This window comes from Exiguobacterium sp. s193 (assembly GCF_018618755.1).
Classification (GTDB): domain Bacteria; phylum Bacillota; class Bacilli; order Exiguobacteriales; family Exiguobacteriaceae; genus Exiguobacterium_A.
Genome location: NZ_JACSMR010000003.1, coordinates 97,358 through 112,419, shown reverse-complemented (window position 1 = coordinate 112,419; position 15,062 = coordinate 97,358). Strand labels below are relative to the sequence as shown.

At 48.8% G+C, this 15,062-nt stretch carries 16 protein-coding genes; 3 read left to right on the top strand and 13 right to left on the bottom strand.

The features are described 5' to 3' along the window. The first annotated feature begins 86 nt into the window (after window positions 1-86). Complete coding sequence (locus KNQ04_RS06600; protein ID WP_214848315.1) at window positions 87-1,580, top strand: peptide MFS transporter; 1,494 nt, start codon at window positions 87-89, stop codon at window positions 1,578-1,580. 60 nt (window positions 1,581-1,640) lie between these two features. Here the strand turns inward: KNQ04_RS06600 and KNQ04_RS06595 are convergent, their stop codons facing one another. After that, a complete protein-coding gene (locus KNQ04_RS06595) occupies window positions 1,641-2,912 on the bottom strand; it encodes a purine/pyrimidine permease (RefSeq protein ID WP_214848314.1) in 1,272 nt (423 codons plus the stop codon). Window positions 2,913-3,073: 161 nt separating this feature from the next. On the opposite strand from KNQ04_RS06595, the gene KNQ04_RS06590 reads away from it, so the two are divergent. Beyond that, complete coding sequence (locus KNQ04_RS06590; RefSeq protein WP_214848312.1) at window positions 3,074-3,769, top strand: alpha/beta hydrolase; 696 nt, start codon at window positions 3,074-3,076, stop codon at window positions 3,767-3,769. Between the two features lie 55 nt (window positions 3,770-3,824). On the opposite strand, the gene KNQ04_RS06585 is transcribed toward KNQ04_RS06590, so the two are convergent. From KNQ04_RS06585 to KNQ04_RS06565, 5 genes are all read right to left on the bottom strand, one after another. Next, entirely contained in the window at window positions 3,825-4,760 is a 936-nt protein-coding gene (locus KNQ04_RS06585) for a carbohydrate kinase family protein (protein WP_214848310.1), read from the bottom strand. Beyond that, window positions 4,760-5,599, bottom strand: a complete 840-nt coding sequence (locus tag KNQ04_RS06580) for a PRD domain-containing protein (RefSeq protein WP_353049714.1) — start codon at window positions 5,597-5,599, stop codon at window positions 4,760-4,762. The genes KNQ04_RS06585 and KNQ04_RS06580 overlap by 1 nt, the downstream gene beginning before the upstream one ends. A 111-nt stretch (window positions 5,600-5,710) precedes the next feature. Continuing rightward, complete coding sequence (locus tag KNQ04_RS06575; protein WP_214848308.1) at window positions 5,711-7,123, bottom strand: sucrose-specific PTS transporter subunit IIBC; 1,413 nt, start codon at window positions 7,121-7,123, stop codon at window positions 5,711-5,713. A 175-nt stretch (window positions 7,124-7,298) separates the two neighbouring features. Continuing rightward, window positions 7,299-8,102 carry an endonuclease/exonuclease/phosphatase family protein gene (locus KNQ04_RS06570; RefSeq protein ID WP_214848306.1) on the bottom strand — a complete coding sequence of 268 codons (804 nt, stop codon included), beginning with the start codon at window positions 8,100-8,102 and terminating at the stop codon, window positions 7,299-7,301. Between the two features lie 92 nt (window positions 8,103-8,194). Next, window positions 8,195-9,850, bottom strand: a complete 1,656-nt coding sequence (locus KNQ04_RS06565; protein ID WP_214848304.1) for a PTS transporter subunit IIBC — start codon at window positions 9,848-9,850, stop codon at window positions 8,195-8,197. Window positions 9,851-10,107: 257 nt separating this feature from the next. Here KNQ04_RS06565 and KNQ04_RS06560 point away from each other — a divergent pair, with 257 nt between their 5' ends. Further along, window positions 10,108-10,392 carry a helix-turn-helix domain-containing protein gene (locus KNQ04_RS06560; RefSeq protein ID WP_214848302.1) on the top strand — a complete coding sequence of 95 codons (285 nt, stop codon included), beginning with the start codon at window positions 10,108-10,110 and terminating at the stop codon, window positions 10,390-10,392. An 87-nt stretch (window positions 10,393-10,479) separates the two neighbouring features. On the opposite strand, the gene queF is transcribed toward KNQ04_RS06560, so the two are convergent. The 7 genes from queF to KNQ04_RS06525 form a co-directional block, all read right to left on the bottom strand. After that, complete coding sequence (gene queF / locus KNQ04_RS06555) at window positions 10,480-10,968, bottom strand: preQ(1) synthase (RefSeq protein ID WP_029332033.1); 489 nt, start codon at window positions 10,966-10,968, stop codon at window positions 10,480-10,482. A gap of 15 nt (window positions 10,969-10,983) precedes the next feature. Next, window positions 10,984-11,700, bottom strand: a complete 717-nt coding sequence (gene queE / locus KNQ04_RS06550; RefSeq protein WP_214848300.1) for a 7-carboxy-7-deazaguanine synthase QueE — start codon at window positions 11,698-11,700, stop codon at window positions 10,984-10,986. After that, the gene (queD, locus tag KNQ04_RS06545; RefSeq protein WP_029332031.1) at window positions 11,697-12,152 is read right to left on the bottom strand and encodes a 6-carboxytetrahydropterin synthase QueD; all 456 of its coding nucleotides are present in this window, start codon (window positions 12,150-12,152) and stop codon (window positions 11,697-11,699) included. Before queD ends, queE begins: the two co-directional genes overlap by 4 nt. Continuing rightward, on the bottom strand, window positions 12,136-12,804 hold the full coding sequence (queC, locus tag KNQ04_RS06540; protein WP_214848298.1) for a 7-cyano-7-deazaguanine synthase QueC: 669 nt from the start codon (window positions 12,802-12,804) through the stop codon (window positions 12,136-12,138). The genes queD and queC overlap by 17 nt, the downstream gene beginning before the upstream one ends. A gap of 257 nt (window positions 12,805-13,061) precedes the next feature. Next, window positions 13,062-13,718, bottom strand: a complete 657-nt coding sequence (gene bshB2, locus KNQ04_RS06535; protein WP_251136920.1) for a bacillithiol biosynthesis deacetylase BshB2 — start codon at window positions 13,716-13,718, stop codon at window positions 13,062-13,064. After that, window positions 13,718-14,083, bottom strand: coding sequence for a YojF family protein (locus tag KNQ04_RS06530; protein WP_214848293.1), 366 nt, complete (start codon window positions 14,081-14,083; stop codon window positions 13,718-13,720). Before KNQ04_RS06530 ends, bshB2 begins: the two co-directional genes overlap by 1 nt. A 64-nt stretch (window positions 14,084-14,147) precedes the next feature. Beyond that, a complete protein-coding gene (locus KNQ04_RS06525) occupies window positions 14,148-14,963 on the bottom strand; it encodes a bifunctional hydroxymethylpyrimidine kinase/phosphomethylpyrimidine kinase (RefSeq protein WP_214848290.1) in 816 nt (271 codons plus the stop codon). Between the last annotated feature and the right edge of the window lie 99 nt (window positions 14,964-15,062).

Genomic DNA, 15,062 nt, shown 5'->3' with positions numbered 1-15,062 from the left:
TACGAGACGCTTATCATTTGGGGAAAGCGGGAAAAAAGATTTTAGATCATGCACGAATTCAATGGTAGACGAAAGGAGCCTTCATTATGGCAGATTTTGATCGCGATCAGGTCTACAAGACTGTTCCGCAGAAAGGGTTCTTCGGAAACCCGAAAGGATTGTTCACGCTCTTCTTCACGGAGTTCTGGGAACGGTTCTCCTACTACGGGATGCGCGCCATCCTCATTTATTACATGTACGATTCCGTTGCGAACGGTGGACTCGGCATTGACAAAACGACGGCTGCTTCCATCATGGCCGTGTACGGTTCACTCGTCTACATGTCGGGGATTATCGGAGGCTGGGTCTCTGACCGTCTGTTAGGGACGTCACGGACTGTGTTCTATGGTGGGATTCTCATCATGCTTGGGCATATCGTGTTAGCACTACCTGCTGGCATTACAGCATTGTTCATCTCGATGGGATTGATTGTCATCGGGACTGGATTCTTGAAACCGAACGTCTCGAATATCGTCGGTGATCTTTACAGTAAAACGGATAATCGTCGTGATGCTGGATTCAGTATCTTCTACATGGGAATTAACGCCGGTGCATTCTTATCACCACTCATCGTGGGTAAGGTGTCGGATTCGGCAGGGTACCATGCTGGTTTCGCACTTGCCGCAATCGGGATGTTTGCTGGTCTGGTCGTATTCATCTTGACGAAGAAAAAGAACTTAGGTCAAGCGGGGACATACGTCCTGAATCCGTTAGAAGGAAACGAGCGGAAGCGCTTCTTTACGATGGCGGCAGTCATCATCGTCGCGCTTGCAGTCCTCGGGACCATCGCGGCAATGACTGGTTTACTGACGATCGATCGCTTTACATTGATGGTGACGTTCCTTGGAATCCTGATTCCGGTTGCGTACTTCACGTACATGTTACGCAGTCCGAAAATCACGGATGATGAACGTTCACGCTTACTCGCCTATATTCCGCTCTTTATCGCGGCCGCAGTATTCTGGGCGATTCAGGAACAGGGATCATATGTATTGTCTATTTTTGCAGCTGAACGGACAGATTTGTCATTCCTTGGTTTTGAGATTCAACCGGCTTTCTTCCAGTCATTGAATCCATTGTTCATCATCGCACTTGCACCAGTGTTTGCGAGTTTGTGGGTCCGGCTTGATGACCGTCAACCGACGACGATGCAAAAGTTTTCGTTTGGTCTGATGTTTGCCGGTCTATCGTTCATCGTCATGATGTTACCGGGATTACTATACGGTACGGATACGACAGTTAGCCCACTCTGGCTTGCACTCAGCTTCTTCCTCGTCGTGATGGGTGAGTTGTTATTATCACCGGTTGGATTATCAGCGACAACGAAACTAGCTCCAGCTGCCTTCTCGGCACAGACGATGAGTCTCTGGTTCTTGACGAATGCAACAGGACAAGCCGTCAATGCACAAATCGTTAAATATTATGGGAAAGACACAGAAGTCGCGTACTTCGGAATCACAGGTGTCGTTGCGATTGCACTTGGACTTCTCTTGTTCGCGTTTGCACCAAGACTCCAAAAATATATGCGTGGGATTCGCTAAGCTTGAATCCACAAAAAAAGACAGGAACTCGGATCCTTTTTCCGAGTTCCTGTCTTTTTGTTAATCATTCGTCCGAATATGACGTAAAGATTCTGCGAACAGGGCAACAAGCGTCCCGAGCACCAGTCCGTTCGACATCAGTGTCGTGACGAGTGGCGGAAGATCGGCGGTCGCACCTTTCGGTAAGAGTAGGGCACCGATGCCGACGAGGACGGGTAACCCGACCGTAATCATCGCCGTTTGCCGATTCAAGTCGCGTGCCGCTTCCGTGACACCGATGATGGCCATCCCGGCGACAATCGGTGCGACCATCGCATACCCGACGGCGACGGGAATTTTTGCGATCAACCCGACGAATGGCGTGACGATACTTAAGAATAAGCAAATGACGTTCGCGATCGCAAACGATTTACGATCCGTGTTATCCGTCGAGGCGATGAATCCGGCCGTTCCGGAAATCGCGACGGGACCGACCGTACCGAACATACCGGCAAAGATCTGTCCGACACCGGCCGTGACACCGGCCGTTCCGACTTGTCCTTTGACGTGTTCGCCGCGTTTTGCACTGATGATGCGTTCGATGACCTTGATATTCGCGAGCACGTTCGTCATCAACAATAAAGAGATGATTAAGGCTGTCGGCAGTAATGTCCAGTCCAGATGAATTCCGCCGAATGGGAATAAGTCAGGAAGTGTAAAGAATGGACCATCGAAGCTTGGCATCTCGGCGCGCCCGATTAAGGCAAACATACTCCAACCGACGAGAAGTGTGATGAGTAGGGCATACTGACGCAAGCGATCACTGCGTTCGAGATAAAGTGAAATGATGACGGTCAATACGGAAATGATGGCCGGTAATACTTGAATCTTCCCATTTTCCAGATTGAGCAGACCCTTCATGACAGAGCCAGAAAGTTGGGCAGACAACAAGAGCATGTAAACACCAATGACTTGTGGTGTAAACAACGGGACGAGCCGGCGTAAAATTCCTGACAACGTCAAGAGGATACAGATGATACCACTTAAGATGAGGAGAAAACCAAGCGATTGGAGTGTGTTCGAGTAACTCCCGTACAATGTAATACCGATCGAGGAATAAAGGGCGAAGACACCCCACCAAATCCCGGCCGGTCCTTCCATGATCGGTAGACGGTGACCGAGAAACACTTGGAATAAACTTAAAATCGCAAAAACGAACAGACAACGAGATAGGAAAGCCAATGTGTCCGCGCTCGAGAGTTCAAACGATGCGGCAATGGCGAGTGGCGGGGCGATGTTAGTACAGATGATAAACAAAAACCACTGAATCGTGGAAACTACAGTACGTGGCAAAACAAATGATTCCCCTTTCAAAAGAAACGATACTTTTTTCATCTTAAACCAATTATTGAAAAAGCGATAGATACGCTTACATTGACTGAAAATTTAGAAAATAATTTTCATATGTGATTTTTCACATGAGATGGGGTAGGAGTTAAGAGGGAGGAATGAATATGAAAAAGTGGCTCAAGCGAATCAGCATCAGTTTCATCATACTCATCGGACTCGTCATCGGAGCCTTTATGGTTTGGGCACAATTTGATTATGATCCGTCAAAAGAAGCAAAAACATATGTCGAACAACAGGTCGGACAGGATTATCAGTTTGGTGATCCGGGGAGTGAAGTCGGATTTGTGTTCTATCAAGGGGCGAAGGTTGATCCGGGTGCCTACAGTTATATCGGGAGTCAGTTAGCAAAGAACGGACATTTCGTTGTCATACCAAAATTACCGTTTAATATCGCATTACTTGACGCAAACGCGGCCTTACCGATTATCGATGCGAATCCGAAAATCAAACGATGGTATGTGATGGGACATTCGTTAGGTGGAAGTGCCGCTTCGACGGTACTTGAGGAGAATTCGAAGATTAAAGGAATCATCTTTCTTGCGTCCTATCCGATTGATGCCATCGATACACCGTCCTTGACGGTCTATGGAGGACGTGATGGCGTCTTACCTGTCACGGACATCGAAGCAAGTAAAAAAAATCTTCGATCGGACGCGATGTTCCATTTCATCGAAGAGGGCAATCACGCGAATTTCGGGAGGTACGGCGCGCAAAAGGGCGACAACACGAGTCCGTTAACACCAAAAGCACAACAAGATGAGACGATTGAAGCAATTGAGTCATTCCTTTCATCGCATTAAAAAATCCTGTCCGTCCAGCACCGTAAAAGGGCGAGACGGACAGGATTTTTACGTTTTAGTCGAGACGACGTGACACCTCATCGAGTGTCGGTAAAGCAGCCATCGCCCCTTTGACAGATGCGGCAAGCCCGCCGGAAATCGCGGCAAAGCGACCGATATCCTGCAGTTCATCTTCATCCCAATCAAACGCAAACGACCGGGTCGCACACTGGTGAAGCAGACCGGACATAAAGGCGTCCCCTGCCCCGGTCGTATCGACGGCATCCACCGAAATCGCATTGACTTCCGCCATCGCACGATTCGTATAGAGTAACGCGCCTTCACTTCCCCGTGTGACAGCGAGCAACTGAATCGGATATTCAGCGAGCAATTCAGCTGCCCCTTCATCCAAGTCCGTTTGGCCGGTCAAGAAGATCAGTTCCTCTTCTGCCAACTTAACGATTTGCGCATCCGGCAGGACGGATTGAATCGTCGTCCGGGCGACATCAAGGTTCGACCATAGAGATTCGCGGAGGTTCGGATCATAAGAAATCGGGACCCCGTTCTCTTTAGCGAGCGCGATCGCACGGCGTGTTGCTGCGACGGCATCACCGGAGATTAAGGAAATTGAACCGATATGAAGTAAATCCGCTTCTGCCAACGCCTCGGGGACATCTTGTTCATGAAAACTCATATCGGCACGATACGTGTTGATGAATTCAAACGACCGTTCGCCATTTTCAGCGTTCGTGACGAGGACAAGTCCCGTTTTATTCGTTGCGTCAAGAACGATGTGATCCGTTTTGACCCCATAATGGTGCAGTGTATCCTTCAAGAAATGTCCCATCGAGTCATCCCCGACAGCACCGAGGAAATAGCTGTCGGCGCCAAGACGGGCGAGACCGACGGCGACATTGGCGGGAGCACCGCCGGGATTTTTTTGGAACGTCGTATTGCTGTCATCAAGTGGAATCAAATCAATTAATGCTTCTCCAAGACTAAAAATTTTCATCATAATTCGCTCCTTTTTAAATCGGGTCGAATCCGTTCGACATGAAGGGCCATGTAGCCGACTTCCGAGTCGGGGACGGTCGTTTTTAATTCCTGTTCGAGCCAAGCGGCCATACTTTCGGCACAATGAAATGCGTCCGCGTACCGTGTTTTGACGGCGGATAAGATGACGTCATCCATATCGTGCAGTGTTTGTCCTTGTTCAATCCGGGCGAGGACAAGTTTCATATGCGTGAAGAACCGGTAATACGTCATTGAGGTCGTTTCAATCGTTTGACCGAAGAAGCTCTCGATTTGTTCGCGTAATTCGTTCAAAAGGGTAGCGGTTTGTAATGCCGTCGCCATGTTCGGGTGCTGTTGGCGGGCGTTAAAGAGGTGAAGTGCGATGTTTGCCGCTTCTTCCTTCGGTAAAGCAACCGCGAGGGTCCGTTCGATTTGCGTAACCGCCCATTCACCGATGTTGTACTCGGCTGTATACAGCAAGCGGATTTCTTCCGCGAGCCGATTGTGGACGACAAGATTTTCGCGTGCTAAACGAACGGCATGGGCGAGATGATCCGTCAGACTGACATGGATGTAATCATGAAAGGGTGTCTGAAGTGCGCCTTCCGCGTAAGAAATGATTTGTTCGGACAAATCGATGATTTCTAGTGGGGTCGTCGTTAAGATTTCTTTAAACAGTTCAGCATTTTCGAACGAGGGTATGAACATCTTTTCGATTTTGGAAGGATCGACGGGATCTTTTTTCTTTTTACCAAAAGCGATTCCCGGTCCCATGATGATCCGTTCTTGTCCTTGCTCTTTCGTGACGATGGCATTGTTGTTGAGTACTTTATGAATAATCAGCCTGACTTCCTCCCTTCTCCTTCCATTATACGGGCAATAACGCTCAGAACAAAACTGACAAATGCGACCCGACGAGAATGTTCGAAGGGTCGCATGTCTCTTCACTTAAGCGGCTAAATCCGTTTGCTTTTGTTTTCGTGCGTCAAGACGCATCAGGATGACGGTCGCGATGAATGCTGTCGCGACGGCAATCGCGAAACCGACAAGGTAGTTGATCAAGTTCGAAGCGCCAAGCGGAGCGACGATGGCAATCATCGGAATGCCGGTTAAGCCATAAGCGTTTGCAGCGACTTGCGTCAAGACGACGTAACCACCACCAATCGCGCCACCAATCGCACCGCCGATGAATGGTTTACCAAGACGTAAGTTGACTCCGTAGATGATCGGTTCCGTAATACCGAGAAATGCCGAGAAAGCAGACGGTAAAGCGAGTGTTTTTAATTTCACGTTTTTTGTCATGAAGTAAACAGCAAGACCGGCTCCGCCTTGAGCAACGTTTGCCATCGACCAGATCGGTAACAGGAAGTTCTTCCCGATGCTCTTATCAGCGAGCAGTCCCGCTTCAATCGCATGGAAACTATGGTGCATCCCTGTGATGACGATCGTCGAGTAGAGACCACCGAACAAGAGACCGGCGACGACCGAGAATTGTTCATAGAAGAAGACGAGTACGAATGAAATCCCTTTACCGAGCAATGTCCCGATTGGTCCGATGACGATTAAGGCCAGGAATCCTGTGACGAGAATCGTCACGAATGGTGTGACTAACAAATCGAGTGTTTCCGGTGTCCGTTTACGTACTTGCTGTTCAATTTTCGCCATGACCCAAACCGTTAACAGGACAGGGAAAACAGTTCCTTGGTAACCAATCAGTTCGATGTTCATCCCGAGGAAATGCATCACTTCCGGTTCACTGTTCCCGAGTGTCCAAGGGTTGAGCAGAGAAGGGTGGGTCATGATTCCGCCGATGACCGCACCGAGATATGGATTGGCACCGAACTCACGCGCGGCAGAGAAACCAATCAAAATCGGCAAGATGATGAAAGCAGAAGATGAGAACATGTCAAGGAGTTGGACGATTGGTGAAGCCCCGTCGACCCAACCGAAGGCTTTAATCATTCCGAGTAAGCCCATCAAAAGACCGGCGGCAACGATTGCCGGAATCAACGGTACGAAGACGTTTGAAAGCGACCGGGCAAGACGTGCGAACGGATTCAATTTTTGGGAAGCCGCTTTTTTTACATCAAGCGGTTCTTCACCGTTGACGTTGACCCCGGCAAGCGGAGCGAACGCGGCGAAGACTTTGTTGACCGTCCCCGTCCCGAAGATGATTTGATATTGACCGGAACTCGAAAAGGCACCACTGACACCGTCAAGATCTTCGAGCGCTGCCTGGTCGACCTTCGATTCGTCATGGAGGACGAGACGGAGCCGTGTCGCGCAATGTGCTGCCGTAATGATGTTTTCGCGTCCGCCGACAAGTGTGAGGACTTGCGCAGCAGTTTGTTTGTAATCCATTTGAATTCCTCCTTCTAGGAAAGGCGTGCGACTGGTCAGTCCACAAAAAAAGGCAAGACCGAACAACACCTAAACGTTCTAGGTGTTGCATCGGTCTTGCCAGCCGTACTGTCACAATCCGCACTATTTGCTTGTTGGCTTTATCATAAAGTAAAAAAGAAAGCGTTGTCAACAGTCAGGTTGGATCTTTTTGAATCGCGATATCGACTTCGACGCCGAAATGATCGGAAACGATCGGCGCCAGTACGCCGTCAAACGTGACACCGACCCGTGCGACATCAATTTTGCGATTCGAGAGCACTAAATCGATCCGTAAGCCGTGCTGGTTCTCTTCCCAACCGTCAATCTTTCCTTCGACGGTCTCGACACCAACCGTCTCTTCCGCCAGAAGGAACAGATCATGGAGACCCCGTTCAACCATGTAGTCGTAACCGGTCTCACGCTCGAAGGCATCGTTGTTGAAGTCGCCTAAGAAGAGGGTCCATTCAAGCGGATCCATCCGGGCAATCAAGTGATTGAACTGCTCGCTGAACGGTTCTTCGGCATCTTCCCACCACCCGAGGTGACAGGAATTGAACGTAATTTGTGTGCCGTCGACGTCGATTGTCGCACGGACGATTTTTCGTGACTTCCAGTCCATCGTATCTTGGCTTCGGCTGATATAGTAGGAATCGGATTTCAAAATCGGATGTTTCGTCAAGAGGGCGAGCCCCTCTTCGTACGCATCGTATCCGATGTGCGAGAAATCCCAGACGAATTCATAGTCATGTCCACGTTCTTTGAGTGTCTGTTGAATCAGATAGACAAAATTATCTTCACGGATTTCACCATGGACGATCGGTGTATCCATTAGTTGGCTCACTTCTTGTAAGGCGACGACATCATAATCCTGTTGGATGATTTGGGCCACGATCTGATTGAGCTTTTCGAGCTGTTGTTCTTCTTGCCAGGAATGGCAATTGAGTGTGAGTAGGCGCATTTGTCGTTCCTCCTGATTGCTGATTCTAAATAAAGAAAGGTGAAACTCATGAATGAGCCCCACCTTTCTTTGTTTACCCTAATTCATCTGGTTTATGCGCCAATCCGGTCTTGGATATCGGATTTCAGGACATCCGCTTTCGGACCATAGATGGCTTGCACGCCATTATTCTTTAGGATAAGACCGAGCGCACCGTTTGCTTTCCAGTCTTGTTCTTTTGCGACGAGGCTTGCATCTTTGACCGTGACGCGTAAACGTGTCATGCAGGCATCGACGTCTTCAATGTTTTGTTGCCCGCCGAGCAGTTCGATGATGCGTGATGCTTGCGAACCGTCAGCGGCGACAGTTGCAGCGACTTCACTTGTCCCGTCCTCTTTGACGACGATATCATCGAGGTAGTTTCCGTTACGACCTGGTGTCGCATAGTTAAACTTCTTGATGACGAAGCGGAACGTAAAGAAGTTGAGGAAGAAGAAGAAGACACAGACTCCGATGAAACGTAACAAGTCACCAATCAGACCAGCTTTCGCGATCAATGGAATCCGGGTCAAGAGTTCAATCGCCCCGAAGGCATGGATCCGGAGGTGCATGACGTCAGCAAGTGCGAACGCGACACCCGTCAAGACAGCATAGACGACGTACAGGACAGGTGCGATGAACATGAACATGAATTCGATTGGCTCCGTGACACCTGTCAAGAATACAGCGAGACCAGCCGACAAGAACACCGGTTTGTAGGCTTTCTTTTTATCTTCGTCGACCGACATATACATTGCGACTGCGACACCGATCAAAGAAGCAAGTGACGTGACGACTTGTCCTTCTTTAAAACGGGCAGGCACGACGCTGTTGAGTAAGTCGTTATAGCCTTGTGTGTTACCGGCCTGTTTTAAGTTGACGAGATCGGTCACCCAGGCGAGCCAAAGCGGATCTTGCCCGGCCACTGTCGAGCCTTGTGCAGCACCCGTCAGAATTTTATACGTTCCACCGAGTTCCGTGTAGTTCATCGGCACGGTCAACATATGGTGTAGACCGAATGGCAGTAAGAGACGTTCGAGTGTCCCGTAAACAAATGGGGCGATGATTGGGGCAGAGTCGCGTGACGTCGCGATCCAGCGGCCGAAATCATTCAAGAGTCCTTGCACGAACGGCCAGACGAGTGATAAAACAAACGCTGCGACGACCGAACCACCGATGACTACGAACGGGACGAACCGTTTCCCGTTGAAAAAGGCGAGTGCATCCGGTAATTTGCTGAAGTTATAGAATTTATTAAAGAGAACGGCACCAAGGAAACCAGAAATGATCCCAACGAAAACGCCCATATTAAGAGCGGGTGCACCGAGTACAGAAGTGAAATAATCTTTTACGATTAAGTCAGATCCGAGTAACGAACTAACCGTTGCTTTTGGATCAGCGAGCATCGTTGCATTGACACCGAAGATCGCACCGGTCACGCGGTTGACTAAAATGAACGCGAGCAATGCGGCGAAGGCACCACCAGCCCGTTCTTTAGCCCATGAACCGCCGATTGCAACGGCGAAGAGGACGTGCAGATTCGTAATGATCGCCCAGCCAAGGTCTTCGACGATTCTTGCAATCGTTTGCACGATGGTGATGTCGCCCCCGTACATTCCGATTAATTTTCCGATTGAAATCATGATTCCTGCAGCCGGCATGACTGCAATAACAACCATTAAAGCCTTCCCAAGCTTTTGCCAAAAATCGAAAGAAATTGTTTTTCGCATGATTCTCCACTCCTTAAGCAGTCTTTTTGTCTGTATATCGTGCAAATATGTAAGCGATTAATGCAACCGTTTGCATTTAAAATTGTAAGCGATATTTTTTTAAAAAGCTAGTTTTTTTTTAATAAATTAATGAAATTATGTTTCATTAATTGAAAAGCTTTTGTTTAAGATGTGTTTCGAAAATGAAAATCGGGAATAAACTAAAAGCAGCATCGATGAGAAGTAGTTCGGAGACGAAAAAGGAGACAAGAAAAATCATGAATCAAGCGATGATACCTCTTACGAATTATGGAGAACGTATCCAAACATTACGTGAGCGACAAAACATCGACCAAGAACAACTTGCGACGATGACGGAGACGACACGAGAGATGATTCAGCGAATCGAAGCAAGCATCGCCCATCCGTCCACTTCGATGATTGATCGGTTAGCAAAAGCGTTAGGCGTTCCTTACGAGCATCTCCTACGACATATTTGGTCAGCGGAAGCGATTCATGCGCAGATGGAACGACAAAAAATCGTTGACTTGCCGTCGAGCTGACGTCCATACACAAAAAAATATAAATAGAAAAGCCGAATTCCCGTGAAATGGTCACGTCAGGAATTCGGCTTTTTAATAGATTTCAGATTAACGGTTATCGACTGTCTCCGGATAAAGGTCATGGTTGAACAAACGGTGTTCCGCCATGCGTTCATATTTCGTGCCGGGTTTTCCGTAGTTATAGTACGGATCGATCGAGATCCCGCCGCGTGGCGTGAATTTCCCCCAGACTTCGAGGTAGCGCGGCTCCATCAACTTAACGAGGTCTTTTCCGATGACATTGATGCAGTTCTCATGGAAATCCCCGTGATTGCGATAACTGAAGAGATACAGCTTCAGTGATTTCGACTCGACGAGTTTTTCGTCAGGAATGTACGAAATGTAAATGGTCGCAAAGTCCGGTTGATTCGTGATCGGGCAAAGGCTCGTGAATTCCGGTGCATTGAACTTAACGAAGTAGTCATTCTCCGGGTGACGGTTCGGGAACGCTTCGAGCACTTCCGGTTGATATTCAAAAATATAAGGGACGGCCTTTTGACCGAGTAGAGATAAGTCGTTTAAATCTTCTGGACGCATGAATAGAACTCCTTTTTAAACGCCACGGTCGTTCGCGAAAACGAGGGCGTGCAGTTGTGGTAGAACACGGGCATGGTTAAAGCGTTCATCTTGCGCGACGCGTTCCCATAAAGTTTTTAAGTCGGACAACATCCGCGGAGCAATCGTGCCTTCTTCCGCCGGATCCGGATTACCGAGTGATAGATACAGTGTTTTTAACGCATATCGTTCAGAAATCGCTGCTGCGAAGTCGAGGTCCGCTTCGTCGAAGATGACGATTTTGACAGCACGTTGCAGTTCAGGGAGTCGTTTGAAGAAGACGTCGAGCCGATCGTAATCGACCGTCATGCCGCTTGACGGCGGCTTCGGACTGATGGTGACGTCTTCGATATCGAGTAACCAGTTTTGCCAATACGAACCTTGTGTTTCGACGGACATCGTGATGCCACGTGCCTTCAAGGCGTCGACGAGCGTACCGATCGATGTGTGGAGCAACGGATTCCCCCCGGAAATCGTCACGTGCCCATACGAACCGAGCGCATCGAGACGCGTCAGGATATCTTCTGCCGTCAAAAGATCTGGTTTTTCTGATCCGTCCCAGGTAAAGGCAGAATCACACCAGGCGCATGAATAGTCGCATCCGCCTGTCCGGACGAACATTGTTTTTTGTCCGATCGAACGACCTTCTCCTTGGAACGTTGGACCAAAAATTTCAAGAACGGGAATCTTTGGTGTTTTTTTCAGTTGGCTCATGCTTCATTCATCCATTCGCGACGGACTTCAGCGAATGCAGTCGGTGTCTCATATAATTTGACGAATTCGACACGAAGACCACGTTCGTCCGGTAGATGCTGTCCGAGCGTTTCAAAAATCCATGCCGACATGTTTTCAGCCGTCGTATTCATATATGGGAGCGATTCGTTTAAATAACGGTGATCGAGCAACGGTTCGAGATGTTCTTTGAAGATTTTTTTCAGATCACCGAAGTCGAGTGTCATCCCGCGGTGGTCCAGGAATCCACTGATTCCGAGATCGACGTGATACGTATGACCGTGTAAGGCACGACATTTTCCATCGTAGTCATACAGGTGATGGGCAGCATCAAACGTCAATTTTTTGACGATCATGACGCGTGATTTTGTATAGATGAGCGAGTCGCCGGTCGGGCGCTCGACAGTTTCAGGGGCTTCATAGTTGAATTTCATGGGTAGTTCCCTCCTCGATGTAGGCGTCTAAGCCTTTTTTCCGTAATTCACAAGCTGGGCAGTCGCCGCAACCATCTCCGATAATGCCGTTGTAACACGTAAGTGTCCGTTCACGGACGAAATCAAAAGCATCTAGCGAATCGGCTAGCGCCCATGTTTCTTTTTTATCGAGCCACATCAGTGGCGTGTGAATGACGAATGGATAATCCATCGCGAGGTTGAGTGTCACGTTAAGTGACTTGATGAAGGAGTCACGGCAATCCGGGTATCCGGAAAAATCGGTTTCGCATACACCCGTGATGATATGGCGGATGCCACGTCCCTTAGCAAGGACGGCTGCGAAAGATAAGAACAGGTGGTTTCGGCCATCTACGAATGTAGAAGGGAGTCCATCTTCGTTCGTCGTGATTTGTTGAGTGTGATCGGTCAACGAATTGCTTGTGAGTTGACTGAGGAGTGACAGATCGAGCTCATGGTGTTTGACACCAAGTTCCGCTGCGATCGTTCGCGCGACTTCGAGTTCCTCGGCATGACGCTGTCCGTAGTTGAAGGTAACGACTTCGACTTCGGAATAGTTCGCGAGTGCCTGAAACAGACAAGTCGTCGAGTCTTGGCCGCCGCTGAAGACGACAAGAGCACGTTCATTTTTCATAGTTTACACTTCCATTCCTAGTTTTTGTGACGGAGGAGGTTACGAACTCCGGAGACACAGTCTCAACTATTCACACTAGCAGACGGGCAAAGAAAAGTCGACTGTTTCTCACGTCGATCGTTGCGGGTTTCAAAAGATTCACCCTCCTGTGACGCCTGCAGGGAAAAGCGCGCAGAGTCAGCGTCTTGAGTCGTGCGAATCTTTTGTTCTACGAAAAAAAACCTCGAACGACGTCGGGGTCGTTTCGAGGTTCTTCATCATAATGGATAGTGGTAGTAGCGTTCTTTAACAAGGAGGTCCCGGATGTTCGAGTCTTCCGAAATGACCTTCATCAGTCCACCTGTTTGAGAAGCGTGGGCTTCAAGGGCAGCAACTTTTTGATCGGTATATGCACTGACGTCATGAATGAACGTCCCTTCGCCAAGCTCATCTTTTGTGTTGTTCGCAAAAGCGACGGCAAGAAATTCAGGACGATCGGCTTCGTCGATTGCGCGAAGGGCACGAACGACAGCACGTGCTGTTGCTTCATGGTCCGGGTGGACGGCATAGCCCGGATAAAATGAAATGACGCGTGTGGGACGTGTTTTTTCAATCAACTGTCCAATCCGTTCAGCGAGAGCTGCTTCATCTTCGAATTCGACTGTCTTATCCCGTAATCCCCACATTTGAAGATCGGTAATCTGCATTTTTTCAGCTGCTGCGATCAATTCACGTTTGCGGATTGTCGCAAGTTGTTCCCGGTTCGTAAAGACGGGGCGTCCCATGTTGCGTCCCATTTCACCGAGCGTCAAACAGGCGTACGTGACAGGTCCGCGGTTCGTTGCATGCTCGATGATTGTCCCGGCTGAGCTGAATGCTTCATCGTCCGGGTGAGGGAAGATGACGAGCAGGTGATCGTGTTCATTGTAAGCCATCATTCTACCTCCTCTGCGCCTTGGGCGAATGGTGTCGGGCTGAGTTCAAAAGCAATCGCGAGACGACCTTCGATATCATGTCCTGCGATCAAGAGTTGGTCTCCCGCAAACTCATAATCGGTTAATCCTTCACCGTACAACCACCCGTGGGCAAGTTTAAGACCAATCCGGTATGGACCGTTTCCTGTGATCAAACCGCGTTCGTATGTGATTTCCGCGTTGCGGAAGAACATCCCCGCACTATGGAACGTCGGATCTTGGTGCGTCGCATACGCACCGTTCGTTGTTTCGACGTGGACGTAAAGTGGTGTGTTCGCATGATCGTCAATGTACTGTTGGACGACCTTTAAATCAAGTGTTTGCAATGGTATCTCTCCCTTCGAATACAGAAAGAAGCCCGCGAATCACTGCGCGGACTTCCTGAACGTGTTAAGACTTAACTGTACGATGTGCAGCATGATCAGTCGGGCCGACGTATTCATTCAAACGGAATGAGTTACGAATCGCCGCTGTGATAAACGATTTAGCAGTTCGAACGGCTTCTTCGACTGAAGCGCCTTTAGCGAGTTCTGCTGTAATCGCTGCAGAATACGTACATCCTGCCCCGTGCGTATATGGTGTCTCAATGCGTTCATCCTCAATTAGGATAAACTCTTTTCCATCATAAAGCACGTCAACTGCTCGTGGGTGATCAATCTTGCTGCCACCTTTGACGAGGACATATTGTGCACCTTTTTCATGAATCCGTGCTGCTGCAAGTTTCATCTCGTCAATCGTCGAAGGTGTTTTTCCAAGACCAGACAATTGTCCCGCTTCGAAAACGTTTGGTGTGACGACTGTCGCGAGCGGTGTCAAAATGTCGCGTAAGGCATTCGCTGTGTCTGGGTTGAGGACTTCATCTTCACCCTTACAGACCATGACCGGATCGATGACGACGTTTTTAACGCCGGATGCTTTGATTTTATCAGCAATGACTTCAATGATTTCGACAGTCGGGAGCATCCCCGTCTTCATCGCGTCGACACCGATTCCTCCGAGGACCGTATGGATTTGTGTCCGGACGAGTTCTGCATCGATTGGATAGACTGCATGGTGCCAAGCATGATCAGGGTCTTGCGCGACGATGACCGTCAGTGCGTTCATGCCATAGACTTCAAGTTCTTGGAACGTTTTTAAGTCTGCTTGAATACCAGCTCCACCACTCGTGTCAGAACCAGCAATCGTTAATGCTTTACGTTTTGTCATTTGGAATTCCTCCTAATAAATTAGCGATACTTCTTTCCATCATCATAGCGAATTATAGACAAGGCGACAACTGCGGCAACTTGTCGAGTGTAAGCAAAA